This window comes from Pseudomonas sp. KH_024_B2 (assembly GCF_057839965.1).
The window spans coordinates 2169655-2196068 of sequence record NZ_CM174502.1 but is presented as its reverse complement, the minus strand read 5'-3'; the positions used below and the strand labels follow the sequence as shown (position 1 = coordinate 2196068).

Genomic DNA, 26414 nt, shown 5'->3' with positions numbered 1-26414 from the left:
ATGAAACGCAGACAGCACAAAAAAACGACCCTGTCGGTGTGTCACGACAATGAGTAAACGCTCAAACCCCTGAATAGAGCCGAGCTCTCCTTCGACACAGGGGGCTTGAGAATACTAGTGGAGCGATGCTCGCGCTGCCTTTCCCGACCGTCGTCAGACCTTGAAGGAAATCGCCCTTCTTACAGCCAGAGAATACTGGACTATCTACTTTAGGGAGAAAACTCTTTAAAAAAAGCACTTTTCCGACATATCGCCAGAAGAAAATTGCTTTAGATAAGGCTGAACCACCGGCGCCGGAGGTAATTCTAGAGCAGCGACGCTGTTTCAGACTACCTGTTAGCGACGGACCCAAACCATAGAAAGGGATTTCATATGCATGCACTTCCACCCTCGGCTCAGGCCCCGAGCACGTTCGCGAACAGCCTGGCACCGCTTCGCAAGGTGCTATTCTACGCGCTGGAGTCAGAGCCCGAACAGCTACCTTCGGTCCGTTATCAAGTGCTACTGGCGGGCAAGAATTTTTTCCATATCAAAGAAATCTCCACCGGTCGTGTAAGAGGTTTCCGCCGAGATCACAACGAAGCCTGTGCGCTCGCAAAGAAGCTCGAGACGCGCACTTGACACACCGACCAGCGTTTGCCGGGGCTGGCGTTTCGTCATATCCATGACTTATCTCAGCCGCCGGCAGGCAACAACTGCCATACTGGCCCGACCATTGAAAAGCAGCCAGCATGGCTGTACTTCAAAAAAGCACAATAACCCCCATGGGAAGGCTTTACGTGACGGAATTTGATATAGGCGAGTTTTTCATCCATGGCGAGTCCAGGGAAGTAGAAGGCGAGTTTCAGGCCGTGATCGTGATGCGCGCCAAACCGCCACTCACCACCGTGACTTATCATCAGGTTGAAAAGGACCGCTGGTTCAAGACTTCAGACGTTGCCGCAACGGCCGCCAAAGAGGCAGCCAGGTCGCTGAAAACTGCCGTCGATGAAGGTGCATTGAACGCTTGATGAGCTGCCCGATGTCGCCAATCGAACTCCTGGCGGCAGTTTCCCTCAGATACAGTGCATGGCAATGACCTCAACCCCGGGATGCCTGGGTTGCCAATCTGCAAGGAGATGATCATGGAATCGCCAACACATGACTTGAAGGGTTTATTCGATCAGCTCGGACTGGACTCCACCGAGAAGGCGATCGATGATTTCATTGCCCGCCATTCGCCGCTGGCCAACGATCAGAAAATGATCGACGCCGATTTCTGGACACCGCAGCAAGCGGCGTTCCTGAAAGAGGAGCTGCGCGAAGATGCCGATTGGGCACGCGTCGTCGACGATTTGAATCTGCGTTTGCATCAAAGGCACTAGCGCCGACGACTCACTACCAGGCAACCGGCTGCCTCAATGGTTCAACGCGGATTTTCGGGTTTATAGCCCAGCCGCAAGCCACCCCAATGCCGGCCCTTGAGCATGATCGGCACCGACAGGTCGTGCATCAACTCACCGGTGTCGCGGGTATAGGTCTGTAGCAAAACCGCCTGCTGATGGCTGCCACAGCGGATTCCGGTTCGGTCTGAAAATTTTCGTTTGGTGCGATTTTGCAGGGTATCGACTTGCGCATCACCGCTCAAAGGCTGACTGAATATCTTGTTGTGGGTCGGCACGTAACCCTGCTGGGTGCAGGCAATAGCGAACACCAGGCCTTCGTGACGAGGCAGCAGTGGCTCCTGAATCCCCGGCAATACCTGGTCGGCGTAGCTATCAAAGCGAGTCCGGAATTTGGCCGGTGTGGTATTGGGGATTGCCTGATAGTTGCGGTCGAACAGGTCGTCCAGACTGACCCGGCCCTGATCGATATCGGCTTCGAATCGCACCGCGATCTGGCTGGCGCCTTCCCGGGCAAGGTCATAGATCCGCTGGTGATAGTCGTCCAGCCCCACTGCCGCGAGGCGTTCGCTGATGGTCTCGGCCTGGCCTTCCATCTGTACCGCCGCTTGCGCCAGGCTGCGGGTCTGTTGATCGCTGGCCGCCAGGTTACTGCGCATCTGCTCGACAGCGTGAAACAGACTGTCGAGTTGTTCGCGATTGGTTTCTGTCCCTTTGGCGATGTCACCCACCTGGCTCTCGACCCCAGCCGCCAGCCGGGCGATGTTCTCCAGGGACTGGCCGGTGTGTTCCACCTGCTCGACCCCGGTATTGAGATCGCTGGACAACTGCCGAATCTGCTCCACCACCTGCGCCGTGCGCTGCTGAATATCAGCGACCATCACGCCGACCTCGTCGGTAGCGCTCGCGGTGCGCCCGGCCAGGCCTCGTACTTCGTCGGCAACCACGGCGAAACCTCGTCCGTGCTCGCCCGCGCGTGCAGCTTCAATCGCCGCGTTCAGTGCCAATAAATTGGTTTGGCTGGCAATCGACTGAATCACCAGAGTCACGCGCTGGATTTCTTCACTGCGCACACTCAAGGCTTCTATCAGCTGGCGACTGTCATTGGCGCGCTGGCTGAGCTGATGCATGCGGGTAATGGATTCAGCGAGCACCACGCGCCCTTCGGCACTGCTCTGACGGGCTTCACTGGCCGCGCTCAGGGCTTGTCGGCTGAGGTGTGAAGTGACTTTCTCGGTGTCGATCATCGCTTCGGCACTGCTGACGATCCGTGCAGCGGCATCCAGTTGCGACTGCAGCTTGCCGGCCAGTTGCTTGACCGAGAAGGCCACGCCGGCGGCGGACAGTGCGTTGTGACTGGTGGTATGGGACAGGTCGCGGGTCAACTCGGCGATGGCGCTGCCGGTGTCCGCAGGGGTTGTATCGATGCCGGGTCGCGAACGCAGCCGGGGAAGCCAGATAGTCAGCACCGCCAGTGGCAGGCAAAGGTAAAGCGGCCAGCCGCCGAATGCCATGCTACTGAGCACCAGCGTCAGGGCGATGCTTTGCACAGTGGGCGCCAACCAGCGCACCGTGGCGTTGGACACAGCCACAGGTTGCGGCACTGTGCCAGCCAGAGAGCCGTCTCTCGTCATGTTCGTCACCCCACGCTTGTTCTATTTGTTGTGTCTGCATTGAACGCCACTACCAGGCCATTATCTATGGTCCATTAGTAGTGGGGGTTGCAGCAGATCAATAGAAGTGCGGGGGATTGGATGGAACGCTGGAACCTGTGGCGAGGGAGCTTGCTCCCGCTCGACTGCGCAGCAGTCGTAAACCTGCAAATGCGGTATACCTGACGCAATGGAGTTGCAGATTTTAGGGCCGCTGCGCGCCCCAACGGGAGCAAGCTCCCTCGCCACACAAGCGCTCTTGCCACAAAGGGTGTATCAGGCCTGACGCTGGTGCTTGTCGATTTGCTCGTGACGCTCTTGAGCTTCGATGCAGTACTTGGTGGTCGGGCTGATCAGCAGGCGTTTCAGGCCGATGGCCTCGCCGCTGTCGTCGCACCAGCCGAAGGTGTCTTCAGCGATACGGCCCAGAGCCATTTCCAGCTGCGGCAGCATACGCTGGTCGCGATCGATGACATTGACCAGCCAGTGGCGCTCTTCTTCGACGGAAGCAGCGTCGGCAGGATCGGCTGGAGTGTCCAGGCTTTCAATGGCAACACGGCTCTGCTCGATACGCGCGTGGGTTTCGACCTTCATGGCTTGCAACAGCTCAGTGAAGAAAGCCAGTTGCTCGGCATTCATGTAGTCATCCGCCGGCATGGCCAGCAACTTTTCCTTTGTCATTGATTTCTCTATAAAAAATACGTGCATTAAGGCGAATAAGGGAGCGTTCCAGTCGACCGGCTTCAGATCGTCGGAAAGGCGCCATACATTCCAAGCGCCACCCGGCACTCAATTTACGAGGGGCGGCAGTCTAAGGCCGACTTGAGGGCTCAGCAACTGAAATGACAGCGAATTTGTCGACAAAGCCCTGAAAGTGCTCTATGGCAGGCTTTGTTGGCGGTAATCGGAGTGCGTTTATAACAAGAAATTCAATCGAGTAGCGCTATATAGAAGACAAACGGCTACGCCACGGTGGAAGATCATCGCGATGGAGGCTTCGAACACTTTTGGTGTGGGGCCAGACTAAAACGTCTTGCGGCACCAATCGATAGTTATTCTATGTAGCAGCTGCCGAGCTGCGCGAGGCTGCGCAGCAGTCCTAAAACCTGCGATAGCGGTTTAACAGAACAACCGCATGCATCGGATTACGACCGCTTCGCCCGAGCGCGGACCGGGCCGAACGCAGCCTGGCGGCAGCTGCTACGGACCGCGTAAAAGCTTAATTGACCGTCTTGCTAACCAGGGTGAGTGTGGGCCCGCAATGAACCCGGAACCCCGGTGCGCGCCAGCCCGCCCTTCTCGATCCAGGACTGGGTCCATTGATAGGCCCGTTGCATCAACTGATCGGTCTGGCTGAAGTCGAACACCGAAATCCCCAAAGGGCACAGTGGCGCGACCACATGGATGTCGGCCCGCGGCGAATACAGCTCAATGTCCCGCACCAGTTGCCCCATGCTCATCAGGTTCAGGGTATGCAGCGCCAGCGCCACCAGACCGGTCGGCGGGCATGGGCAGGCACAACCGAAGCCGGTCGGCACTACCACCACACGGGTCGCCCCAAGACCTACCGCGCTGGCGATCGGGGTATTGCTGGCCACGCCGCCATCCACCAGCCATTTGTCGCCGATCTGCACGCAAGGAAACACCAACGGGATGGCCGCGCTGGCCAGCAAGGCCTGTTCGGCGCTACCGCTCGACAGCAGCTCCTCGCCACCCGTGAGCAGGTTGGTGGTGACGATGTACAGCGGCAGTTCGGTGTCTTCGATCAACGTGACCGGCAGCGCACGGCGCACCAACTGCTCCAGCGCCGAAGACTGCAGCAAAAAACCTCGTCGACGCAGGATCGCCGCCACGGTATCGATCAGCGAAAACGGGAACACGTCCGCCTTGCGCAAGCCTCGCCAGAAGTCCGCCAGCTCAGCGACGCCCCGGGCATTGGGTTTGGCCGCGAAATACGCGCCATTGATGGCCCCGACTGAAGCGCCGATCACCAGATCGAAAGCAACGCCTGCCTCGACCAACGCCCGCAGCATACCGACCTGAACAGCCCCGAGACTGCCGCCTCCGGCCAGGACCAACGCAGTTTTAACCGCGGACATATCAGGCCCCCTGCTTCAACCCGACCCGTGGATTAACAAGCATAGCTGGCGCCCTGTTCAAGAGGATGGTCAACCCTGAAGGTTTACCGCTAAATTAGCCCCCGTCATCGCACCGTTGCTCATCACAAGGAGCTGTACATGAAGCTGATCGGAATGCTGGATTCACCTTACGTTCGACGCGTCGCCATTACCCTGAAATGTCTGGATATCCCCTTCGAACATGCGTCGGTTTCGGTGTTCAGAAACTTCGAGCAATTCCAGCAGATCAATCCGGTGGTGAAGGCGCCGACGCTGGTCCTGGACGACGGCGAAGTGCTGATGGACTCGAACTTGATCATCGACTATCTGGAGGCGCTGACCGGTCCCGGCAACAGCCTGATGCCCGCCGACCTGAATCAGCGCCTGCGCTCCCTGCGGCTGATAGGGTTGGCAATGGCGGCCAACGAGAAATCGGTGCAGATCTATTACGAGAGAAACCTGCGACCTGTCGAGAAACAACATGCCCCGTGGCTGGAGCGTGTTCATGGGCAGTTGCTGGCGGCGTATTCGGAGCTGGAGCGGGAGCTGGTCAAACAGCCGCTGAAAATGGACGGTTCGATCGCTCAGGACGGCATCACCCTCGCCGTCGCCTGGAGCTTCACCCAACTGGTGATCGCCGACCAGGTCGACGTTGCGCAATACCCCCGGATCAGAGCCTTTACTGCCTACGCCGAACAGCTCGAAGCGTTCCTCTCGACTCCGGCGACCTGAACTGGTTTCAGCCACGCACAGGTTATGGACCCGACATAATGTGGGAGCGTGGCTTGCCCCGATGGGCTTGGCAGCGCGTAGCAGCTGTCGAGTAGAACGAGGCAGCGTCCGGCTGTGAAGCAGCCGTAAAACCCTGCACCTCGGTGTTTCAGATAAACCGCGAGCACAGGTTTTACGAGGACTCCGTCCTCGAACGCTGCCTCGCTCTACTCGACAGCAGCTACGGGAGGCTAGCCTTTAGAGATGTGTAGATACCCATGCCGCGATGGGCTGCGCAGCGGCCCCAAAATCTGTGTCCGCGTTATTTCAGGTAATACAAGCGCAGAAATCTTCAATTGGAAAACACATACTGCCCTTTTACTTTCTTCGGCTTGATAAAAGCAAAGTCAGGAAATAGCTGCGTGCGCAGATACCAGACAAACGCCAACATGGCGAGAGTGATCCCCATGCCGATGGCCGAAATGACCGGTGCTTCAGCAAAGTCTGCGAGCGCCCGAGGAATCTGAATAACGCTCAAGAGGATGTAGATGTTATAGGCACCTGCGTAGTTTCTATAGAAACCATAGGCAAACAGCAACGGAATAAATCCGCACAGGGCGCCAAATACCCATGCAGCATTTGGCCCTATTGTCGCCCCCAGCCCAAAACCCACTACAGCGCCGAGTAATGCCTGGATAAAGATGATCGTGATCAGAATATTGATTTTCTTGTAATGCTGCTCATACAGGTTCTGATCGGAATATGAAGCGATCCAGAACGCCAACAGTCTGTCCTTGGCCGCACCGCCGGCAAACGCCTGGAACGTTTCGGTTTTGGATCGTCCGGCTGCCAGCATCCGGGTGATTTGCTGTTTGATTTCCTTTTTGTCCAAGATCCGTCTCCTGCCAGTCAGAAGCACCAAACCCGAGCTGCCTGAGGTATCAAGCGATCGGCAATCTAATCGCCCATCCGAAAGCGCCGATTTGCGAAGGCCAACAAGACAATCCTAGACCATGCAATGGGTAACAGCGGGGCGACATCAGCGGGGGTTATGCGTTACTGATCAAGGCTGGACTTCGAAAACAAAGGCTATTTACGTTTATAGCTTTTGCTCCCGCCTGGCGTCAGGCAATAAACCCCACCTCTTGGGCCGGTGCAGTAAGTGCTGGTGCCGCATTGGCAGCCGTCAGCGCTTTGCAGCAAGGATTGTGGACGTGGGCTCTGGCTTTGTGTCCCGTACATGGCCGAGCAGCTCTTCTTCGAGGCACTGATGGAACCGTCGTTACACAGAAAGGTATCGCCATCGCATCCGGCGATTCCACCCTTCCTGCCCGAGCACGGCTGGTTGGCCGCCGATGCATTCGAGGCTGCAAACAACAGCATCGAGATCAAACAAAAGGTTGAAAAAGGCATCCAGCCACGGCGAGTCAGAGCGCGCACGTCAACGTCCTCCTATGAGTTATGGCCAGATGATATCAAATCTTGATCGTTCCGCAGGGAACGATCTGAGATCTTAATCCGGAAAATTGGCCCGCAACGCCTCCAGCCCTTCGCGGTAGATGCCGGTAAACAACTCCACCGCCGCCTCGTCGCTCACGCCGACCGGTGTGAAGCGGCCCGACCAGGTGACTCGCGAAGTCTGTCCGCTTTCCAGGTTTTCGACGCGTAATGTGGCCAGGTAATCAGTGACCGGAAACGGTGCCTGGCTGATCGAATAGCTGTAGGAACGCGCCGCATTGTCAAAGGCCTCAAGGCGCTCGACGATCACCAAACCATCCGTTGTATTCAGGCTGCGCACGCGGCCGCCATCGCTGAGTTCGCTTTTCGGGATGAAGGGCAACCAGTCCGGCAGCGAATTGAAGCCGCCAATCAATCGCCAGACCCGTTCGGCCGGGGCCGGGATATCGATGAATACTGAGGCACTAGCCATACAACACTCTCCAGAAAATCAATACCTGATAACGGCTTCAGGCGGCCGCGGGTGGAAACCTTCAGGGAGGTGCTGACCGATGAGGGTGATCAGTACCGTCACTGGCTGACACACACCGTCGAAGTGCGCGTGCTGGTGGTCTGCCCCTCCTGCGTTGGAACGCCTTCGACTTCAGTGCTCTCGGTGGTCTGGCATTCTTTGGTGATCGGGGGCGGGGCCGGAACCGGGATTGGGACCGCGATCGGGGCGTCGCGCTGCTCGCGTTGCCGGTCGGCGGCGGCCTGACTGCGCTGGGCATCCGATTGCGTCATGCAGTTGGCGAAACTTTCGGTGCCGGGCTCGAAACCGTAACTGACACAGGCCTGGCGGCTTTCGGCGTCCCGATTCTCGGAACTGACACAGCCTCCCAGAGTAGCGGCGACGCAAAGACCGAGCAGAAGCGGCGCGAGAGCGAATCCGAGACGGATTTCCATGGTGATACCTGCGGTGGGGAGCGAACTGGATTAAGCGGCGTTATGAGAGGCACCGCTTGCCTGCGGGCCCGTCGCTTCAAAAACTATTCCTGACATTTCTTATAGTTCAGCCATGAGGCAATGCCAGTCGGCTATAGGGATTGTGTACAGGCGAATGTACTCGGTCGACGTTGCCGAACGCCTGCGCAGGCTTACACTGAATACAGGTGGCGGCCTCACTGAAGCCGCGCCAGGAGGTGTGTGATGCGCGCGAAAAGCGTTGGTACCGCGGTCCTGCTGATGCTTATGAGCAGCATGGCGCAACCGCTCGCCGCAGCGACCTCGGTCGAGGTCAGCTTCAAGAATCCCGAGTCGTTCCGGGATGCCAACCTGGACACTTCAGGCTATGGCCGTGGTGCGGACGACTTCGTGTTAAAAGAGTTGCGTGGCTATTTTGAACAACTCGGCCAACGCTATCTGCAATCCGGGCAAGTGCTGCAGATCGAAGTGCGCGATATCGATCTGGCCGGTCAATACGAGCCCTGGAAAATCAACTACAGCCATGTGCGTTTTATGCGCGATATCACCTGGCCATCCATGAAACTGCATTACGTACTCAAGCAAAACGGTCAGACAGTCCGCCAGGCTGATGTCCATCTAAGCGACAAGTTCTATCTGGAGCGTCCCGGCCGGGCCACCAACAGTGACCGGCTCTACGCCGAAAAAGCCATGATCGCCGACTGGTTCCGCAGCCAGTTCAAACGGCCGGCGTCTTAGTGCTCAAAACGAGCAATACCTACCCCGCTCACCCAGGAGCCCTGCCATGATCAAACCTCTGCTCACGACCCTGGCCGTACTGGCAGTACTGACCGGTTGTAGCACCCCGCCAAAGCAGATCTACCAGGACCAACCGCTGGTCGCGCAGGTCAAGAAAGGGATGAGCAAGCAGCAGGTTCTCGACATCGGTGGCCCACCGCTATCAGTGAGCAAACGCTCGGTAAACCCCGGTTCCTGTCTCGACTACCTGTTCACCAAGGACGGCCAGCAACAGGCCTATCATGTCAGCCTCGATGCTGCCGACAAGGTGGACCACAAGGGTTTCCTTAACTGCGCCGGTCGGGAACACGCGGACCAGTCCGCTAAAGAACGCGTCGAGCACAGTGGCGGTGGGGGTTATTAGGACGCTTGCGTGGCTGAGTAACGCAAAAGCCGCGCAGTGCGCGGCTTTTCAGCTGGATTTGCTGTGAGCTTGGCCAAGCCAACCTCACATCTATTACATCGCAGTACGGAAAATTTCCTCGATCTCGTCCTGGGTGGCCGGACGCGGGTTGGTAAAGCCGCAGGCATCTTTCATGGCGTTGGCAGCCAGGATCGGGATGTCGTCAGCCTTGGCGCCGAGTTCGGCCAACCCGCCCGGAATGCCGATATCCGAAGACAGTTTACGAATGGCGGCGATGGCCGCAGCGGCGCCTTTTTCCGCATCCAGCCCCCGGGTGTCGACACCCATGGCAGTGGCGACGTCTTTCAGACGGGCCGCGCAGATGCTGGCGTTGAAGCTTTCGACATGCGGCAGCAGGATCGCGTTGCAGACTCCGTGCGGCAGGTCGTAGAAACCTCCGAGCTGGTGCGCCATGGCGTGGACATAGCCCAGCGAAGCGTTGTTGAAGGCCATGCCGGCCATAAATTGCGCGTAGGCCATATTTTCCCGGGCGTTCATATCGCCACCATTGGCCACGGCGTTGCGCAGATTGGCCGAGATCAACTCCACAGCCTTGAGGGCACAGGCATCGGTGATCGGCGTTGCCGCAGTGGACACGTAGGCTTCGATAGCGTGGGTCAGCGCGTCCATACCGGTGGCGGCGGTCAGGCCTTTTGGCATGGCCGCCATCAGCGAAGGATCGTTGACCGACAACAGTGGAGTGACGTTGCGGTCGACGATGGCCATTTTTACGTGCCGGATCTCGTCGGTGATGATGCAGAAACGGGTCATCTCACTCGCCGTGCCAGCGGTGGTATTGATCGCGATCAGTGGCATTTGTGGCTTGGCGGACTGATCCACGCCTTCGTAGTCGCTGATGTGGCCGCCGTTGGCAGCGCACAGGGCAATGCCCTTCGCGCAGTCATGGGGTGAACCACCGCCCAGGGAAATAATGAAATCACAGTCACTGCGATTGAGCAGCTCAAGGCCTTTCTCGACATTACTGACCGTCGGATTGGGCTTGGCGCCGTCGAAGAGCGTGGAGTTGATGTCCTGTTCGGCCAGAAGCCTGGCGACTTTATCGGCCACGCCGGCTTTGGCCAAGCCTGCGTCGGTGACGATCAAGGCTTTACGAAAACCATATTTGCGGATGGCGACCATGGCTTCGTCGAGACTGCCAATGCCCATCATGTTCACGGAGGGAATGAAGAACGTGCTGCTCATGACTAATCCTCTTTTATTCTGGAATACGTAGAAGCTGGGGGAGGCTTCTACTCATAACGCAGGCAGTGAGGCTTGTATGATTGTCATCCTTGACAACGTTCGGCGGGGGCGTGTGTTGCATCGAGCGTTCAGATGAACAGTGTCAAGATGCAGAGATTGGCAGGGCCATCGCTACCGGTATTGTTTGATCCTGGGATTGAGCCTAAAGCAATGACGCAAAACCTGAATGCTTCTTTAGGTTTCACTGGCTCCTCCTTTAGTACTGCTTTCCCGAGCACTATTCAGACCTGATCAACTGACCCACTATCTGCCGCAGCTGTGGATGTTGCGGCACGCGAATCCCGAATTCGCTTTGCAGCAGTTCGATCAGTTCGTCGGCGTCGGTGATCTGCCGCCGTTCACTCTCAGCGCCCATTCGATGGAGGGCATAGCTGCCGTTATTGAGCGTTCGACGCAGTCCCTCCCCCGTCCTCGCCACCATCAACTGCCCAAGAAACGGCGAGTCTTTATGGGTCGAGACGTACCAGTTACCAATCTCGTAATCGATATACGATTGCGGCTGCAGATCAAATATGTAGAGCGCGCGCCACTCGCCGGAGACCTTCGCGCGAAGGGTATAACTGCCTTCATGCTGTGTTATACGGTACGGCTCGTGAGGGGTTGGCTGCTCGTCTTCAGTGTCCAGTCGAAGCGGTGTCGTCGGCACCATGCCGCCGAAGCCGACGTCGGTGATATAGCGGATTGCGTCCAGCGTCAGCACACTCAAGCGGTGAGTGCGAGCGGTCCATGCGTCCTCGGGACCGCCCATCACCACGCGCCCGGTGATGCCCCGGGCTTCGTATCCCAGCTGTTGCAGCAATGCCAGGAACATGTTGTTGAGTTCATAGCAGTAACCGCCGCGCCCTTCGTGCAGGACTTTGCGCTCCACCGACGCAAGATCGATCGGAACCGGAACCTGCAACATCGTAGAAAGCGATTCAAAGGGGAAAACGCTGGTGTGGCGAAACTGAAGCTCGCGCAGCGTTTCCAGGGTCGGTGGTGGCGGCGCGTCGTAACCCAGGCGTTGCAGATACAGCGCAACGTTCGCCAGCTGTGGTTGGCTCATGACTTGGTCCTTATGCATGGAGGCTCAAGGACGCTACCCATCCAACCAGGTTCTGATGATGGAAACGCCCTGCTGATAGGCCAGGTATATTGCATAAGTGTGCGGTGCCGACAATTGATTTAACCAATCAGGTCAGATTGCAAAAACCATCGTCCACTCGCATGGCGCGTAACAAGGCTCACGGAGAGGGTGGCTGGTTGAAGGTGCTCAGAGTGCCAAGGGTGGGGACGGTCGGGCTATTTTTGCAGCGTCTTCTTCAGTAGACCAAATAGCGCATATGAACTTTCACTTGATATTTCAAATTTATCCAAGGGTGGCAGTTTTTCCGGGGCGAGAGTTTTGCGCCAAGCTATACTAAAAAGGTTAAACACGCGCGGGAGAGTGTTGCAGGGTGGAGGTATTGGAAGTTATGGAAATTTATATATGTGGCGATCCTTGGATAGTACATGGTTAATAATAATTTTTCTGTGATAGTTTGGTGTAGTCGTGAGGATTTGATATGAATGCCTTGTTGAATAAACTGCAAGCCTATCATCATGAGGTGGCTATCAAAATTACTCAGATCAAAGGATTGCTGGGGAGGGTGAGGCATGAACCCGCTGATGCCGATGACTGCAAGCTATTGTTTAAGACGCTGGAAGCCTTGCATGGTGATGCAGAGCGACACCACCATGAAAATGAAGAGCTTATTCGGGTGGCCTTGCTAGCGACCAAGGCACCGATCCACCAACGGGTCAAGGATATCGAGCGAGATCATCTGGCATTTGAGCGCATTGCTGGACAGCTCAAGATGTTGGAGGACTCAACTCAGGAGACGAAAGTGATCGCTGACGCCATCGATGACTTCATCAAAAAATACTACGATCATATGGATGCCGAGGAGAACATTTTCTTTCCGATGGCAGATAAGTGGCTGTCAGACATCCAGTGGCAGGAAATAAAGCGTCAGTGGCATTAATGGGCACTTCTAAAAACCTCATTTATGATCCGTATCGCAATGGAAGAATGCGGCTTTCAAACACGTTTTCCGGTCAAAGAATGGGTTTTTAGAAGTACCCTGATCAGCGCTCGCAGCGTCTTCCTTCAAGATTGGGCTGCTATTTAATAGTCGAGCTCACAAAGTAATTGCGTGGATGCCAAAGCACGATTAACTACACAAGCAGGTCGTAGGACAGTTTCCCGATCAGGATGCAGAGCAGCACCAGGAACAGCACCCGCACAAACGGCACCCCTTTACGCACGGCCAACCAGGTGCCGGTCAATGCGCCAAGGATATTGAACACCGCCATTGGCAAGGCGATGGCGTACAGCACGTTACCGGTCGGGATAAAAAATATCAGCGCAGCAATATTGGTCGCGATATTGACCAGCTTGGCGCAAGCGCTGGCATGCAGAAAATCGAGGGCAAAAAAACGGATGAACAGGAAGATCAGGAAACTGCCAGTGCCCGGCCCGAACAGGCCATCGTAAAAGCCGATGGCACCGCCAATCAGCACCGCCAGGCACTGTTCTTTCCGGCCTATCCGCAGCGGTTTGTGCAATGCGCCGAAGTCTTTCTTCCAGAACGTATAGACCGCCATGATCACAATCATGACCAGCACCGCCGGCCGGATCACCGACTGCGGGATGAGCGAGACAGTCGCCGCGCCAAAGAACGACATCACGAAAGCGCTCGCTGCAGCGGGAATGATCAGCCCCCAGTCAATCACCACCTTGCGCACGAAAGACCTGGCCGCAAACGCCGTCCCGCAGGCGGCGGCGACTTTGTTGGTGCCCAGCAGGGCCGCAGGTTGTGCAGCAGGAAAAACGTTGAACAGCGCGGGTATCTGAATCAGCCCGCCGCCGCCGACTGCCGCGTCGATCAGACCTGCAGCGAAGGCGAACAACGAGAGAACAAAAATATCGGCCATAGCATCCCCTTTTTTACCGCTTCCATGTACAGGTGGCGGGAAGGCTAACGGATGTGTCAGGTTTGTGTTGCAATGCCATATTGCAAAAAGTGCAATCAGGAGAGGCATCGTGGCTTTGGATATGTTGCGGGAAATACAGGCATTCCTGACCGTCGCGCGCAAACGCAGCTTTATCGTGGCCGCCCGTACGCTGGGGCGCTCACCTAGCGCCGTGACACGGGCGGTGCAGGCTTTGGAGGAAAATGCAGGGGTCAAACTGTTCAATCGCAGCGCCAATGCCGTCACGCTGACCGAAGCAGGCGAACACCTGTTACCCCATGCCCAGCGATTGCTCGATGTGCAGCGCGACGCCGGTGACGAACTGGCCGCCCTAAATGGCTCCGCCACAGGCTGGATACGCTTCTCGGCGCCCGAACTGCTGGGGCTTGAGGTGATCCCGAGGCTGATTGCCGACTATTGCCAGCGCTACCCGGACGTCAACATCGAAGTGATTTTCACCGACGAAAGCATCGACCCGGCCAAGAGCAAACTCGACTTCGCTGTCCGTGGCGCCTTCCCGCAATCCAGTGACTTGATCGGCTACCCGCTCTGGAGCTACTCACGCCACCTCTATGCAAGCCCGGACTATCTGAAAATAAAAGGCACGCCGACGACCATTGATGCGCTGGAAAACCATGCCTTGATTCTCCACACGGCGCCGCGGATCCTGAAGGAGTGGAATTTCTGCCGCGAAGGCCGGATGACCAGTCTGCGGGTCAATCCCAAATTGCGCCTCAGTTCCGGAACCGCCGTTTTCAAGATGGCCCTGGCGGGTGTCGGCATCGCCCGCCTCGCAGACTGGCAAGCCGAACCTGAAGTCCAGGCCGGACACCTCGTGCGTGTATGCCCCGACTACACCCTCACCTCCAGCACCGGCGAAAACCCACAAATGCATGCCGTTTACCCGGCGGGTAATCTGCCATTACGGGTGAAGTTTTTTCTGGAGACGGTCAGGGGCTATAGCGCACGATTTGGCGAGCAGAGTCGTCGCACCGGACATTAAATCGACTCACTCATCGAACAGGAGGCACACGGATCTCTCCGGACCGACATTGATTTCTGACGCCCTTGCCGCAGGCGCCGAATGCCAGGTCCTTGCCCATACACACACGAACCTCCGACAGTTCCGGCCCATTACAGATAATCGCGATGCCATTGGCGGGCATGCCTGGATTGCTCTGCCGGAACAATCGCGCAATCTCTCGAGCCTCGAAGTAAATCGTGGTGCTGAAGGGTTGCAGCTGCTCCGGGATCCGGACAGCGCCAACGGCCTTGTCTGCTGCGTCCAGATAACCCGAAGCCCCCAGACCGCTGCAGGTGCCATGCTTTTTCCATTCATGCTCAAGCAAACGTTGCGTTGGGAACAACGTCAGCCCCTTCGCCCGCTCAGCAGCTGATAAAGGAACCAGTGGCGAACAAGACTGCGGCCAGCCGCCATTGGCGTACTGAGGCCAGAGACCATGAAGCACAAAGCCGTAGCCTTTTCCCGAGCATTGCTCATTCTCGCGATGGGTCAGGCAAAACGTCGGTGACCAGGACAACGTCAGAAGATAATAATCAAAGACCCCCGCAACCGAATCACCCCACTGCTTGCTGTTTCGGGTTTCCCGGGCATCGCTCATACCAACGCTGAACATCGTCAGCGCAACGAATGCCCACAGTACCGATAGTCTTCTCATTTACCCTCCCCAGAGGATCGGTTCATCCTGCCACCCCATTCTGACCAGTCACCGGTAAGTTAAGCGAACGCTGTACCCCTGTGGGAGCGAGCTTGCTCGCGATGAACGTTAACGATAACGCGTGTTTGCTGAATAAACGCGTCGCCCTTGAGGCCATCGTCGGAACGCTGCCCGGAGCAAACGAGCGTCGACCGGCTGCTCCTACACTGGCATTGGGCCAAGCCCTAATGCCGGTAAGTTGCAAACTTGTGGGAGCGAGCCTGCTCGCGATGAAGGCGGTACATTCAGCATCAATATTGGCTGACCCGCCGCTATCGCGAGCAGGCTCGCTCCCACAGGGCTGTGATGTTCAAGTCCTAACTTACCGGCATTGGGGCACCACAAAAATGCCCGCAAGCTGGCGCCATGCCTTAACTCTGATTCATTCGATAGGCCATCGCGCTCCAGTACCGGTTGCCACTGGATTTCTGGCGAGTCCATCCGCCAGCCTCCAACTGCTTGGCGATCATCCGATTCATGAATCCATGACCGAGCAGCAGGACCGGCCCTTCGCCGGCAAGGGATTGAAGTCTCTGAGCCGCCGTGTTGGCCCGCATCCTGGCCTTGCCGGCAGACTCGACCTTCCCTGAGAAGCCGCAAAACCATAAGATCCGAAGGATAAATGCCCAGGTAAACGGTGAAAGGCGCGGCAATGTCCAGCGACCATAGGGCAGCTGCGCCTCGCAGAAGATCGCATCCACCAGGGTGGGCTGCAGGCCAAGCGCCCGAACAGATGTCAGCGCCCGAGGCGCACTGCTCGACACTATCACTTTGGCGGTAGCGGCCAGCTGCACACTAGCCTCCGGGGCGGGCTGGTTGATGATTTCGGCCAGGTTGTATTGCTCGATCCAGAGTTTCATATCGAGTGCTGAAACCTTGTCGATCGCGACCAGATCCGGTTGGCCATGACGCATCAGGATGATTTCCCTGTTCACTGTATTTACTTCCTTGTCTTATTGTCCCGTGAGTGCAGAGGATGCACTCTTCCCGGCCTTTGAAGCGTGGTGATCGTGCCTGGATAAAACTGCACATTGAGACGTAAGAGTATCAGCTGGAGCGACAATTGCGCCTTGTGTGACGTAAGCGACTGTTCCCCCTTCATCACAAAAAATGGGCGACGTCAGAGGTCGCCCATTTTCTTTACGACAAACCTGCGCCAGCAATCGTCGCCCGATGACATCCAGCAAATTGCAGCCATCACGCAACGGGATGGCCACCCGCGCGAAGTCATTCAGAACCACCGCGTCGCCGCTGATCTCCTCGTGCATGGCGAGGTTTAGCCCTCTGGCCGGATAGTTGGCGCCTGACAGCAAAGCCGACTCAACCGTGCGTGCAGCATCATGTTGGACTAGGCTTTGTACGGAAACGGCTTGAACCCGGACCGGCCAGACTAAAGCGTCCCTGGGAGTAGAAACCGCCATGAGCTTGATCTCGGCCGGCTTGTTTACAGCACTCCGGCATATGGCAGTCGTTTTTGCCCTTATGAGCCCCCTCCTTCTCAGCGCCAACGCTGCGGATGCGCCTTCGTTTCGGGTTCAATCCCTCAAGGAGATTCGCGAAAAAGCGGTGGTCATGCAGCGCTGGGAGACTAGCTGCGCAGCTGCATCGCTTGCCACCGTACTGACCTATGGTTTTCAGGACCCTGTGAGCGAGCGCCACATCGCCGCAACGATGCTCAAGAACACCGAGCCGGCAAAGGTACGAGCACGCGGCGGTTTTTCACTTCTGGACATGAAGCGTTTCGTAGAAGACCGAGGCTATAGCGGCGATGCTTATCAGAACCTGTCGCTTGAGGACCTGAAGCTGTTCCAGGCACCGATAGTGCCGATCAACGTCCGCGGGTTTAATCACTATGTGGTGCTGAACGCCATCACCGAGAGTGAAGTTCTACTCGCGGATTCAGCTTTCGGAAATCGCCGCATGTCCCTGGCGCGCTTCAATGAGGTCTGGCTGAGCGGTCTGGCGTTTGTCGTGTCTCCCAAAGCGAGTACCGCCCTATGAAATATGCGCATCCACTGCCCCTCACCCTGCTCGTCCTGGCCGCCGCTGTAGCGATGCCCGCAACCGCCCAGACCGAAGAGGAGCTACTCCAGCAACTGGAGGCGCAAAAAGCACTTAACGCACAGCTGCGTGAGCGTGTAAAAACACTCGAGCGCCAGGTTTCCGGAAGCGCACCGACACCTGCCCTGCGATCAACGGAGGCGTATTCGACGCAGATCGAGCCGGAAAGTACCGAGGGTACGACGGCAATCGAAGAAGCTTTGGTGTCGAGGGGACTGGTGCTGTTGCCCCCGGGATCGTACCGCGTCACGCCGCGGTTCACTTGGGCGCATTCAGGCGCCGACAGATTTCGTACCCGCAGCGACAGCTACACGGGCAGCTTGGCCGGCCAGGCAGGGTTACCGCTGGGGATGATGCTGAGTGCATTTGCACCCTACACGTATCGCGATACTTCGATCGGTTCGAACAGCGGTGCCGGCAACTTCGTGCTTGAGCTCAGCAAAAAACTGAACAACGAGTCGGAGCGCCTGCCCTCATTCGTAACAAGCCTCAGCTATTTGCACGACAATGGCGACGACCCCTTCGAGCCAATTCCGATCAGCTTTGGCTTTCGCGCCATCAGCGGCTCGCTTTTTGCCCTCAAGCGTATAGATCCGGTAGCGCTCTATGGCGGTATTTCGTACACGCACGCCTATTCGAAAAACGTCAACGCCGACAATCTGCTAGGCGAACGAAATTTTTCGGGGAGCATCGCCCCGGGCGACACGTGGGCCTACCGTCTGGGCGCCTCCCTTGCCGCTACACCAGACATCAGTCTGGACGCTTCGCTGTCAGTGGCTTTCGTCCAGGGAACAGAGGTTCGCTCGGACGCCGTTGGCCGCTATACGCTATCGAGATCGACCATCGCGGCCCTTAATCTGGGCGCCGACTTCATCCTCAGCGAGGATTTTTCGCTGCTGCTGTCCGCGTCCGCTGGCGCGACTGATGACTCGCCGGACTTTATCTTCTCGATAGCCTTGCCATATCGCTTTTAGCCAGGACAGGCAGAGGACATCGCTGAATACTCACGTTCAGAGTTCAAACGGGAAGCTTGTCCAATCCATGGTTCTGGGCATAAGCGAACAGCCCCAGCCGGCTGGTGACACGGAGCTTGTGGTAGATGGCGGTCAGGTGATTGCGCAGCGTATGTTCGCTGATATGCAGTTTTTCCGCGACCCCGCTGGCAGGTACACCAGCATGGTTTGACATGACCGCAATGATCTCTCGCTCGCGGTCGGTGAGAGAGGATATTTTCTGCCACTCGGGATCGGCCTCCTGAGCGGGCTCTTGGGACGAAAATTCATCTAAAATTCGACCGATGGTGGCGCGATCCAGCCAGATCTGTCCTTGGTCTACCTTCACTATTGCTGTCAGGATAGCGTCGACCGGCGCCACCGTCTCGACGACGCCGTGGGCACCAGCGAGCACAGCCTGGCCATGCACCCATTTGTCTTGCAGCGCAGTCAATACCAATATCTTTGCCGGCGATCTCGCCCTGAACAGCGAAATCGCGTCAAGCCCGCTTTCCGTACCGAGATCAAGGTCGAGCAGGATGATGTCCGGGGCAGCCTTACCCATCAAGGCAAGCGCTTCGGCACAGTTGGTTGCGCTCCCGACAACTTCCATGACGGGCTTGCCGCTCTGAATGAGCTTTTCCAGCCCCCACAGGATGCAGCGGTGATCATCGACAATAAGAACGCGGATCGGCCTGGAGCGCTCAGTACTCATGTGGCGATTTCACTTACATGGGAATCGTGGCGGGGTACGACAGTATAGCTGTCCAGCGTAAACCAGTTCGCCGTTGCAGCGCTTCGCCCCCGCGCTACGAGCCGAGGTTCCATAGGAGAAACCTCCTACGGATGCAGGTACTTACCAATCACTTCCTCCCATGAAACAAAGGAAAACACGCCCATATACGCCACGCTGCGCACAGGTAAAGCTTACTTCACACAATAAACAACCAGCAGTGTGCCAGCAGCAAAGTCATATTTTGATTTGTTTCACCTCCCCATGCGGAGAGGAGCGTGAAACATGGGTCCGATCAACTATCCGCAAAATCAAGCCAGGAGATACCAAATGAACACAACTCGGAAAACGTTGGCTATGGCGGTCACGGTAGCCGGATTGCTGAGCGCTGGCGCGGTATTTGCGGACAGCGCGCCGATTCGCCTGACGGAGGCGCAAATGGATCAGGTTGTTGCTGGTGCACAAGTGTCTTCTACCACTACCGTTGAATACTTTCACGGCCATTCCAACAACCCTGCAAGCGAAGACGCGAGTGGGACCAGCTCCTTCGCAACTACGACGACGATATCCTGCGGAGGGGCGTCAACCAACTGCGCTAATCCGGCGCAGACTACCGAAGTAAGTGACCCCGTCTTTGTGGATGGGCCAGGTAAAAATTAGTTCTGAACCAAGGGGCGGCATCCAGGCTGCATGCGACTGGTGGGTGTTAGAGTCAAAGCAACAGATCAGTCGCTGTCGTCAGAACACCCTTGTTAAAGGCATGCCGTTCACTTGCATCAAATGAACGGCATTGCTTGGAAGGAAGGGGGACAGCCCCTGAGGGATCCCCACAAACCTACTCCAACGCCTGCGCCTGTTGACGTACCTCGGCTCGTAACACGCGCTCCCCTTTTCATCGTACATTGAAGTCCCGCGCATTCGTGGCACGGTTATGGTGGACTTGAAATCCCGCATGGAAGGTTTGGAATGACTCGAATTGTTGAAATTCTGATGTACACCTTGAAGCGGGGATCGGGATTGGATTTCCATCGAATAATGCAGGAAGCAAGCGTTCCGCTTCACTTGAAAGCGGGCATGGATGTCGTTTCTTATGGCGGTTCATTACATGATGATGACAGCTATCACTTGATTCGCTCCTATGAAAGCGAGACCCATCGCCTGGCATCTCAAGCTGTTTTTTACGCAAGCGCTGCCTGGAGACAAGGCCCGAGAGCAGACATCATCAGTCGGATTGAAGTCAGTACAACGACAGTTATGGCGCTCACTCAAGACGCGATTGATGCCATCAGAGCTTCACATAAATCTATCTAGGGTCGACACTCAATCAGAGTAGCCATCCACCAAAACTCCCTGCTCTCATAGAGAAGCGATGTTCCAGCCAACACACCAGGCCTGCCCCCTCTTCTCATAACAAAAAATGGGCGACCCCGTGAGGTCGCCCATTTTCATTACGACGCCAAAACCTGCGCCTGCAATCGTCGGCCGATAACGTCCAGCAAATCACAGCCGTCGCGCAGCGGAATCGCCAGTACCCGCGCGAAGTCATGCAGCACCACTGCGTCGCTGCTGATCTCCTCGCGCATGGCGAGGTTCTCCAGCAACTGGGTAACGGCAGCGATGCGGTACGCTGCGGTGTCGTGCAGCACGTCGAGGGACGCTTCGGTGTCGATCAGCAGGGAGTGGAAATCGTTGTCGATGCCGGTGATGGGTATGTAGCGAGCCATGGGGGAAACCTCCATTGGATAAAAGAGCGCGACCACTTAGTGGGCGGACGTTGGGGTCACCGCGGACGCCGTAGAATCGGACGTGTCTAGGTGATCCAGCGCTCGGTTCACCAACAGCTCGCCCAGGACGATCAGTTGCTGAATCACCAGGGCCTTGTTGCGGCGCGAGCCTTCGAGCTCCAAGGCCAGGTCAGTGGTCATCGCACCGAGGGAAGCGAGCGTTTCTGAGGCGTGGACCAATACGGTCTCGGTATCGACGTCGGGGGCAATGGTGAAGATATGGCTTATAGCATTTGCGGGTTTGGGGTTACGCAAAGGGCCACAGAGGGTACGTTGAGCGACCTTGGAGCGTTGAGCGGGATTGAGGGAATCGGAGGTGGAAAGGCTTGGGGTTTCGGGGGGATCGGGGGTGATCTTTTTCATTGGCTCATTCCTAGAATTAAAAAAGGAACTGCCAGCATCACTTCCACATGATGGGTGGCAGCTGTACGCAGGTGTGGAAGACCGGGGATCTAGGAACCCGGCGCACCCGAAAGTGCCCCGCGCACAGCTGCCATAACTTAACAGCAGACATGAAAAAAGCGCCTGCGTAAATTTATGGGCGCTTGTGCGCCTAGATCTCATGAAGGGCTTCCACACCCTTGTCGCTGATTTTGCAGCGACTGGGGAAGGTTATCTGGCCGGTCGATTGAGCGCAAGCTCGCTAAAGGCGTCGTAGATTGCAGGAAACGTCCGAAACATGTGTGCAGCTAGATTTTTTTCGCACTCAACCGAATCAGCTTTGCCAGAGCCTTGCACTCCGGGTCAGTCTCAGCCTCAACGCAGGCATTCTTCATCGCGAGCTTCGACACCCCGCCCCACTCCAGCAGAAAACCAGCTCGTCGAGCCAGAGAGTCCAGGTACTCGCGTTGAGTCCGGCCGTTTCCTTCCCTGAATGGGTGGATGTGATTGATGCGGCCAAGGGCAATCCCAGCCTCACCGGCGAATCCCTGCAGATCCAATTTCAGGTCAGCCAGAAAATTCGTTTGCGAGAGCCTCTGCCACATCACCTGGAATGCAGCCTCAATCTCTTCGTGGGGTAGGAAAATCGTTTCATTTTTGGCAATGCCAACCTTGCGGCACTCACCTGCCCAAGGATAGATATCCTGGAAAATGAATTGGTGGATGACCTTCAAGTGCTGAAGTGAGTAGTCGCCTTCAATGGGACTCTCTTGCAGCTGAATGATACGTACCGATGCAAAGTCAGTTTCCGCCTCGCCAAGGGATGCGGTGTCCTGGATGTTCAGGAGGTTGATCAGAACGCCGTTGGGATAGACGTAAGGATCGTTTTCAGCCGAATAGCCACCAATGTAATAGTGGTCATCACCCTGGCCGTGGGTGATATCGCTGGTCATTTGCAGCCGTAACGAGCTTTCGTCGCAGCGAGCAGCTCGGCAGAGGAAATTTTCCCATCGCGGTAATCGGCCATTTTGCTTGAAACGAAGGCGCTGGTGCGTGCGCCTTCCAGATTATTGGTCGCCTCAACGTGGGCTACGTTGGCGCTACGGGTAGCGGCTTCACGAGTAAGCATGACGGGCACCTAGGGTGGTTGGATGCGTTCACTTTATACAATACAAGGCTTGGGGTTCAAGCGGATGCATTGACCGCGGCGCCGGGGTACTGGTTGCTACGCTTATCACACCCACCATCAAGCCCAAGATAAGATAGATCTATTTTTTTGCGCACTTGCACAGAAAAATAAACCCGTCCCTTGAATACCGCAGCGCTTGATTTTACGGCTGCTGCGCAGCCGGACGCAGCCTTCGGCAGCTGCTACGGGGACAGCGCTGAGCCTGAAACTCCTTAACTGATTGGAACATAGCTTGTCCGCATTGAGGCCAAAGACTCAAGCATTCCTTTTGTTAAGACTTTTCAACCGCAAACTCGCCCGCTGCACCGCAGCCATCTTCTCAGGTCGCTTCATACGCTTCCATTTCCTAATGTCCTCCTTGGTTCGGCCACAACTCACACACAACTCACCGCTCAACTGGCAAACGGAAATACAAGGGTTTTCGATATCCTTGGCCACGCGTCAACCCCGAGTCGAGCGCTTGCGCGCCAAGCGTTGCTGCCAGTTGCCGGCATTGGCACGCTGACATTGCTCTTCGGTATCGAAATGCACATGGGCCGATACCGGACTGACGAGAACATCCGCTTCTCTTAACGCCACGGCAGTCAGTTCGACCATGCGCTCGCCCTGCCCACTGGCCAGGGCCTGGTCCTTATTGGCTTGCGTATCGAAGACCCAGACAACCATCAGGCTGGAAGGGAACGCACCGTAATTCATCTCGTGGGTCAGCCAGGAGAACCCCACTATTTCTGCTTTGGCTGTCTCACACGCCTCGGTCAGGGTAGCCACCAGGCGACGCTCGATGTGCGCCTGATCGCGTTTGCTTAAAAGCATGGGTTGATCCTTGAAGGGCTATCGAAGGCAAAAATCAATCATAGGATACCTCAATGCCCTCCGGCCTCGTCCCACACTGAACTCGCCACCCCATGGCGTTCCACGTGCAATGGGCGCACCTGGCCGTCGACGCTGCCCTGGCTCGACCATTCGTCGCCCAGGCGTAGCACCACCCATTGACATCGATTGGCTTCTGCGCGAATATTATTTCAATCGCATACGATATTAACGGATGCGATAATATATCCAACCTAGCGCAATTCTGAGGATCCATCCCATGAGCAAGATCGAAAAAGTTCTGGTCACCGGCAAGACTCACACCACGCTCAGCGACACTGGCAACACTTCGCGTGGCCATAACGGCAGCCTCGACATCCAGCTTTCATCGCCCGGAAGCGCGAAACCGGCGCACGTGTTTGCAGCCACCCAACCGCACCCACACGCCGAACAGCTGTTCGCGGGGGCATGGTCGGCCTGTTTCATCGCCGCGGTCGGACTCGTGGCCAAGGAGATGAAGGTGGTGCTTCCGCCCGACCTGTCCGTCGACATCGAGGTCGATCTGGGCCAGACCGGTCAGGCCTACTTCCTCCAGGCCCGGTTGAATCTCCGCGTCCCGGGCTTGGCGCACGACGTCGCGACGGCGCTGGCGCACGCCGCAGACCAAGTCTGCCCCTACTCGAAGGCGACTCGAGGCAACATCGACGTGGCCATCAACGTCCTCACGGCGTGATGCACGGCGCGGCTTTGACATCGATTGGTATTTTCGTCCTGCAACATATATCGCATGCGATTAAAACGCATGCGAATTACAACCCTATTGAAACATTCAGGTAATCAACCATGAGCAAGATCGAAAAAGTACTGGCCACTGGCAAAACCCATACCACTGCCAGCAGCGCTGGCAACACATCGCGCGGTCATAACGGCAGCCTCGACATCGAGCTTTCGTCGCCCGGAAACGCGAAGCCCGCACATGTGTTCGCCGCCACCCAGCCGCACCCGACCGCCGAGCAACTGTTCGCCGGTGCATGGTCGGCCTGCTACACCGCCGCCGTCGGGCTCGTGGCCAATGACATGAATGTGGTACTGCCGTCTGATCTGTCGGTCGATATCGAAGTCGATGTGGGTCAGACCGGGCCGGACTACTTCCTCCAGGCTCGGTTGACTCTCCGCGTGCCGGGCCTGACGCACGACGTCGCGACGACACTGGCGCACACCGCAGACCAAATCTGCCCGTACTCGAAAGCGACGCGAGGCAACATTGACGTAGCCCTGAACGTCCTCACGGCGTGATGCACCGCGCGGCGGGTTCGACGTCGCCCTGCACGTCGAGCCCGCCACTTGTGGTTGATCACCATTGAAAGCTACAGCTCTTACGATACAATCGCATACGAGGTATATTTCAAGTTTGCGAGACAGCAGTCTTTGACGAACGAGGCTACACATGAAATCCACCGACAAAGCGGCCCCCGCGAACCTGAAGCTCTCCGACTTCCTGTGTTTTGCGGTCTATTCCACGAACCTCGCCTTCGGCAAGGCATACAAGCCGATACTCGAGAAGCTTGGGCTCACCTATACGCAATACATCACCATCGTTGCGCTATGGGAGGAAGACAATTTGACCGTCGGCAGCTTGGGCGAAAAGCTGTTTCTGGAATCGAACACGCTGACGCCGATTCTGAAGAAGCTGGAGGCGATGGGCTATCTGCAGCGCCAGCGTGATCCCGAGGACGAGCGCCAGGTGCGGATCATCCTGACGAAGAGCGGTCGACAGCTACGCGAAGATCGCCCGGAAATGGGCCTCGCCGACGCGACTGGCCTGACGCCGGACGAGTTCACGCAAATGCAGAAGGCGATCGTGACGCTGCGCAAAAATCTCATCCGATCGGTGAAAGACGGGGAATGAGCCCCTTTCCTCTCGAATTGTTTGATGTGCGCTGACGCGATATCACCAGCCACCCTTTGCGCGAATTCAGGAGTAGCCTCTTCTTATCTTCACAGGAGCCTGAAATGAAAATACGAATCCAGTCTGTCAGTCATAACGCTGATTTAGAGCCAGAAATCTTCTCGGTCCGCCTTCTCCTGGAGCCGGATGATGGCTATGAAGGCGTTTTCATGGGCGAGACCGTTGTGACCATCCCCTTTGATTCCGAGCTGACGTTTTCGCAGATTGAGCAGAAGGCTATCGCCGAGGCGAAAAGGGTTATCTGAAAGTAACCTTGCTAGCCGACTACCGGCTAACAAGGTACACCGCCCCCAAGAGTCACTGGCCACACCACGCCAAGGTGCAGTACCTTGGGAACGCTACGATTACACTCACCTCGCGATAGGAAATCGGAATGAGTAAGGCAGATGAGCTCGCCGCAAAACTGAAACGCAAGCAGGACACTCGCGTTGACGCAGATGCCTCGGCCGACAAGGCGATCGAACTGTGGCCGGCCCAGGTCTATGAGATGTATCACCAGCTAGAGACGTGGCTGGTGCCGCTGTCCGAAGCCGGACTGAACATCAGGCGTGTGCCCACCCGGGTGTTCGAGAGCCACGCCAGCGGTGCGACCTTCAACTACGCCATCGACCAGTTGCTGATCGAGGGCAATTACAGAAGCATCACCTTCGACCCCGTTGCCCGCTTCGCCATTGGCGGCTCCGGCCGGGTCGAAATCCACGCTAAAGACGCAGAGCGCTACATGCTGCGTACCGGCAGCGAGCATGGTGAAGGCCATTGGCTGATCCATACGGTGCCACGCGCAGGCCAAGCCCGGGCAAAGCCGGTCGAACTCAATGAAGACAACTTGCTCTCGGTGATTGAAGAAGGGCTGGACCTGTAGGGTCACGACCCGGAAACCCTGGCCTCGCCAGGGTTTTTCTTTGGTGGCTTCAAGGCCTTAAGTTCGCCGTGACGCCAAGTCAGGCATACCGTGCTCCGCGCCAACGCGCTCTTGCCAGAGCAGCAATCCCGGCTCGCTGGTTTCGCATAACGAGCGACAAGGCGTCGCTATGGACAATCAGCAGAAAAACCAACG

37 protein-coding genes are annotated in these 26414 nt (G+C 56.8%); 17 read left to right on the top strand and 20 right to left on the bottom strand.

Annotated elements, in window-relative coordinates:
* Positions 1-372: 372 nt before the first annotated feature.
* From AC3I0A_RS10300 to AC3I0A_RS10290, 3 genes are all read left to right on the top strand, one after another.
* Positions 373-621, top strand: coding sequence for a hypothetical protein (locus tag AC3I0A_RS10300; RefSeq protein ID WP_489377640.1), 249 nt, complete (start codon positions 373-375; stop codon positions 619-621).
* Positions 622-779: 158 nt separating this feature from the next.
* Positions 780-1010 carry a hypothetical protein gene (locus AC3I0A_RS10295; RefSeq protein WP_489378467.1) on the top strand — a complete coding sequence of 77 codons (231 nt, stop codon included), beginning with the start codon at positions 780-782 and terminating at the stop codon, positions 1008-1010.
* Positions 1011-1124: 114 nt separating this feature from the next.
* Positions 1125-1364, top strand: a complete 240-nt coding sequence (locus AC3I0A_RS10290) for a DUF2789 domain-containing protein (RefSeq protein WP_489377639.1) — start codon at positions 1125-1127, stop codon at positions 1362-1364.
* 41 nt (positions 1365-1405) lie between these two features.
* Here AC3I0A_RS10290 and AC3I0A_RS10285 read toward each other — a convergent pair whose 3' ends face one another.
* The 3 genes from AC3I0A_RS10285 to AC3I0A_RS10275 form a co-directional block, all read right to left on the bottom strand.
* Complete coding sequence (locus AC3I0A_RS10285) at positions 1406-3016, bottom strand: methyl-accepting chemotaxis protein (RefSeq protein ID WP_489377638.1); 1611 nt, start codon at positions 3014-3016, stop codon at positions 1406-1408.
* A 294-nt stretch (positions 3017-3310) separates the two neighbouring features.
* Positions 3311-3715 carry a TraR/DksA family transcriptional regulator gene (locus tag AC3I0A_RS10280; protein ID WP_489377637.1) on the bottom strand — a complete coding sequence of 135 codons (405 nt, stop codon included), beginning with the start codon at positions 3713-3715 and terminating at the stop codon, positions 3311-3313.
* A 554-nt stretch (positions 3716-4269) separates the two neighbouring features.
* Positions 4270-5133, bottom strand: a complete 864-nt coding sequence (locus AC3I0A_RS10275) for a patatin-like phospholipase family protein (protein ID WP_489377636.1) — start codon at positions 5131-5133, stop codon at positions 4270-4272.
* Between the two features lie 138 nt (positions 5134-5271).
* Here AC3I0A_RS10275 and AC3I0A_RS10270 point away from each other — a divergent pair, with 138 nt between their 5' ends.
* Positions 5272-5883, top strand: coding sequence for a glutathione S-transferase (locus tag AC3I0A_RS10270; RefSeq protein ID WP_489377635.1), 612 nt, complete (start codon positions 5272-5274; stop codon positions 5881-5883).
* A gap of 331 nt (positions 5884-6214) precedes the next feature.
* On the opposite strand, the gene AC3I0A_RS10265 is transcribed toward AC3I0A_RS10270, so the two are convergent.
* The 4 genes from AC3I0A_RS10265 to AC3I0A_RS10250 all read right to left on the bottom strand — a co-directional run bounded on the left by AC3I0A_RS10265 (position 6215) and on the right by AC3I0A_RS10250 (position 8265).
* The gene (locus AC3I0A_RS10265; protein WP_489377633.1) at positions 6215-6754 is read right to left on the bottom strand and encodes a hypothetical protein; all 540 of its coding nucleotides are present in this window, start codon (positions 6752-6754) and stop codon (positions 6215-6217) included.
* A 197-nt stretch (positions 6755-6951) separates the two neighbouring features.
* On the bottom strand, positions 6952-7275 hold the full coding sequence (locus tag AC3I0A_RS10260; RefSeq protein WP_489378466.1) for a YdcA family protein: 324 nt from the start codon (positions 7273-7275) through the stop codon (positions 6952-6954).
* A gap of 100 nt (positions 7276-7375) precedes the next feature.
* The gene (locus tag AC3I0A_RS10255; protein WP_489377632.1) at positions 7376-7792 is read right to left on the bottom strand and encodes an SRPBCC family protein; all 417 of its coding nucleotides are present in this window, start codon (positions 7790-7792) and stop codon (positions 7376-7378) included.
* Between the two features lie 98 nt (positions 7793-7890).
* Positions 7891-8265: a hypothetical protein gene (locus tag AC3I0A_RS10250; RefSeq protein ID WP_489377631.1), complete on the bottom strand. Its 375-nt coding sequence runs from the start codon at positions 8263-8265 to the stop codon at positions 7891-7893.
* Positions 8266-8508: 243 nt separating this feature from the next.
* Here AC3I0A_RS10250 and AC3I0A_RS10245 point away from each other — a divergent pair, with 243 nt between their 5' ends.
* Positions 8509-9021: a DUF3016 domain-containing protein gene (locus tag AC3I0A_RS10245; RefSeq protein WP_489377629.1), complete on the top strand. Its 513-nt coding sequence runs from the start codon at positions 8509-8511 to the stop codon at positions 9019-9021.
* A 46-nt stretch (positions 9022-9067) separates the two neighbouring features.
* Entirely contained in the window at positions 9068-9424 is a 357-nt protein-coding gene (osmE, locus tag AC3I0A_RS10240) for an osmotically-inducible lipoprotein OsmE (protein ID WP_489377628.1), read from the top strand.
* Between the two features lie 93 nt (positions 9425-9517).
* Here osmE and yiaY read toward each other — a convergent pair whose 3' ends face one another.
* Together yiaY and AC3I0A_RS10230 are read right to left on the bottom strand one after the other, a co-directional pair.
* Entirely contained in the window at positions 9518-10666 is a 1149-nt protein-coding gene (yiaY, locus tag AC3I0A_RS10235) for an L-threonine dehydrogenase (protein WP_489377626.1), read from the bottom strand.
* A 277-nt stretch (positions 10667-10943) separates the two neighbouring features.
* Entirely contained in the window at positions 10944-11771 is an 828-nt protein-coding gene (locus AC3I0A_RS10230; protein WP_489377625.1) for an arylamine N-acetyltransferase family protein, read from the bottom strand.
* A gap of 499 nt (positions 11772-12270) precedes the next feature.
* Between AC3I0A_RS10230 and AC3I0A_RS10225 the strand changes: the two genes are divergently transcribed.
* Positions 12271-12729 carry a hemerythrin domain-containing protein gene (locus AC3I0A_RS10225; protein WP_489377623.1) on the top strand — a complete coding sequence of 153 codons (459 nt, stop codon included), beginning with the start codon at positions 12271-12273 and terminating at the stop codon, positions 12727-12729.
* A gap of 193 nt (positions 12730-12922) precedes the next feature.
* Here AC3I0A_RS10225 and AC3I0A_RS10220 read toward each other — a convergent pair whose 3' ends face one another.
* A complete protein-coding gene (locus tag AC3I0A_RS10220) occupies positions 12923-13681 on the bottom strand; it encodes a sulfite exporter TauE/SafE family protein (RefSeq protein ID WP_489377622.1) in 759 nt (252 codons plus the stop codon).
* 109 nt (positions 13682-13790) lie between these two features.
* Here AC3I0A_RS10220 and AC3I0A_RS10215 point away from each other — a divergent pair, with 109 nt between their 5' ends.
* Positions 13791-14723: a LysR family transcriptional regulator gene (locus tag AC3I0A_RS10215; protein ID WP_489377621.1), complete on the top strand. Its 933-nt coding sequence runs from the start codon at positions 13791-13793 to the stop codon at positions 14721-14723.
* 10 nt (positions 14724-14733) lie between these two features.
* On the opposite strand, the gene AC3I0A_RS10210 is transcribed toward AC3I0A_RS10215, so the two are convergent.
* From AC3I0A_RS10210 to AC3I0A_RS10200, 3 genes are all read right to left on the bottom strand, one after another.
* Positions 14734-15399 carry a ribonuclease T2 gene (locus AC3I0A_RS10210; RefSeq protein WP_489377620.1) on the bottom strand — a complete coding sequence of 222 codons (666 nt, stop codon included), beginning with the start codon at positions 15397-15399 and terminating at the stop codon, positions 14734-14736.
* 410 nt (positions 15400-15809) lie between these two features.
* A complete protein-coding gene (locus AC3I0A_RS10205) occupies positions 15810-16373 on the bottom strand; it encodes a histidine phosphatase family protein (protein ID WP_489377619.1) in 564 nt (187 codons plus the stop codon).
* Between the two features lie 18 nt (positions 16374-16391).
* Positions 16392-16859: a hypothetical protein gene (locus AC3I0A_RS10200; protein WP_489378628.1), complete on the bottom strand. Its 468-nt coding sequence runs from the start codon at positions 16857-16859 to the stop codon at positions 16392-16394.
* On the opposite strand from AC3I0A_RS10200, the gene AC3I0A_RS10195 reads away from it, so the two are divergent.
* Positions 16858-17439: a C39 family peptidase gene (locus AC3I0A_RS10195; RefSeq protein ID WP_489377618.1), complete on the top strand. Its 582-nt coding sequence runs from the start codon at positions 16858-16860 to the stop codon at positions 17437-17439. The two genes, AC3I0A_RS10200 and AC3I0A_RS10195, sit on opposite strands and share 2 nt — an antisense overlap.
* Positions 17436-18473 (top strand): hypothetical protein, encoded by a 1038-nt coding sequence (locus AC3I0A_RS10190; RefSeq protein WP_489377617.1) that lies wholly within the window; start codon positions 17436-17438, stop codon positions 18471-18473. The genes AC3I0A_RS10195 and AC3I0A_RS10190 overlap by 4 nt, the downstream gene beginning before the upstream one ends.
* A 43-nt stretch (positions 18474-18516) precedes the next feature.
* On the opposite strand, the gene AC3I0A_RS10185 is transcribed toward AC3I0A_RS10190, so the two are convergent.
* Positions 18517-19206, bottom strand: a complete 690-nt coding sequence (locus AC3I0A_RS10185; protein WP_489377615.1) for a response regulator — start codon at positions 19204-19206, stop codon at positions 18517-18519.
* 303 nt (positions 19207-19509) lie between these two features.
* Between AC3I0A_RS10185 and AC3I0A_RS10180 the strand changes: the two genes are divergently transcribed.
* On the top strand, positions 19510-19884 hold the full coding sequence (locus AC3I0A_RS10180; RefSeq protein ID WP_489377613.1) for a hypothetical protein: 375 nt from the start codon (positions 19510-19512) through the stop codon (positions 19882-19884).
* 306 nt (positions 19885-20190) lie between these two features.
* Positions 20191-20535 (top strand): NIPSNAP family protein, encoded by a 345-nt coding sequence (locus AC3I0A_RS10175; protein WP_489377611.1) that lies wholly within the window; start codon positions 20191-20193, stop codon positions 20533-20535.
* Between the two features lie 137 nt (positions 20536-20672).
* On the opposite strand, the gene AC3I0A_RS10170 is transcribed toward AC3I0A_RS10175, so the two are convergent.
* From AC3I0A_RS10170 to AC3I0A_RS10145, 6 genes are all read right to left on the bottom strand, one after another.
* Positions 20673-20948, bottom strand: a complete 276-nt coding sequence (locus tag AC3I0A_RS10170) for a hypothetical protein (RefSeq protein ID WP_489377609.1) — start codon at positions 20946-20948, stop codon at positions 20673-20675.
* Positions 20949-20984: 36 nt separating this feature from the next.
* Entirely contained in the window at positions 20985-21371 is a 387-nt protein-coding gene (locus AC3I0A_RS10165; RefSeq protein WP_489377608.1) for a DUF6124 family protein, read from the bottom strand.
* A gap of 326 nt (positions 21372-21697) precedes the next feature.
* Positions 21698-22342, bottom strand: coding sequence for a Fic/DOC family protein (locus AC3I0A_RS10160; protein WP_489377607.1), 645 nt, complete (start codon positions 22340-22342; stop codon positions 21698-21700).
* A complete protein-coding gene (locus AC3I0A_RS10155) occupies positions 22339-22518 on the bottom strand; it encodes an antitoxin VbhA family protein (RefSeq protein WP_489377605.1) in 180 nt (59 codons plus the stop codon). Before AC3I0A_RS10155 ends, AC3I0A_RS10160 begins: the two co-directional genes overlap by 4 nt.
* 315 nt (positions 22519-22833) lie before the next feature.
* On the bottom strand, positions 22834-23016 hold the full coding sequence (locus tag AC3I0A_RS10150; RefSeq protein ID WP_489377603.1) for a DUF1289 domain-containing protein: 183 nt from the start codon (positions 23014-23016) through the stop codon (positions 22834-22836).
* Between the two features lie 3 nt (positions 23017-23019).
* The gene (locus tag AC3I0A_RS10145; protein ID WP_489377602.1) at positions 23020-23391 is read right to left on the bottom strand and encodes a hypothetical protein; all 372 of its coding nucleotides are present in this window, start codon (positions 23389-23391) and stop codon (positions 23020-23022) included.
* Between the two features lie 277 nt (positions 23392-23668).
* On the opposite strand from AC3I0A_RS10145, the gene AC3I0A_RS10140 reads away from it, so the two are divergent.
* The 5 genes from AC3I0A_RS10140 (at position 23669) to AC3I0A_RS10120 (ending at position 26219) form a co-directional block, all read left to right on the top strand.
* Positions 23669-24121: an Ohr family peroxiredoxin gene (locus AC3I0A_RS10140; protein WP_489377600.1), complete on the top strand. Its 453-nt coding sequence runs from the start codon at positions 23669-23671 to the stop codon at positions 24119-24121.
* Between the two features lie 110 nt (positions 24122-24231).
* Entirely contained in the window at positions 24232-24684 is a 453-nt protein-coding gene (locus AC3I0A_RS10135; RefSeq protein WP_489377598.1) for an Ohr family peroxiredoxin, read from the top strand.
* Between the two features lie 151 nt (positions 24685-24835).
* Positions 24836-25297 (top strand): MarR family winged helix-turn-helix transcriptional regulator, encoded by a 462-nt coding sequence (locus tag AC3I0A_RS10130; RefSeq protein ID WP_489377596.1) that lies wholly within the window; start codon positions 24836-24838, stop codon positions 25295-25297.
* Between the two features lie 104 nt (positions 25298-25401).
* Positions 25402-25602 carry a hypothetical protein gene (locus AC3I0A_RS10125; RefSeq protein WP_489377594.1) on the top strand — a complete coding sequence of 67 codons (201 nt, stop codon included), beginning with the start codon at positions 25402-25404 and terminating at the stop codon, positions 25600-25602.
* A gap of 128 nt (positions 25603-25730) precedes the next feature.
* Positions 25731-26219: a hypothetical protein gene (locus AC3I0A_RS10120; protein ID WP_489377592.1), complete on the top strand. Its 489-nt coding sequence runs from the start codon at positions 25731-25733 to the stop codon at positions 26217-26219.
* The last annotated feature ends 195 nt before the right edge of the window (positions 26220-26414 follow it).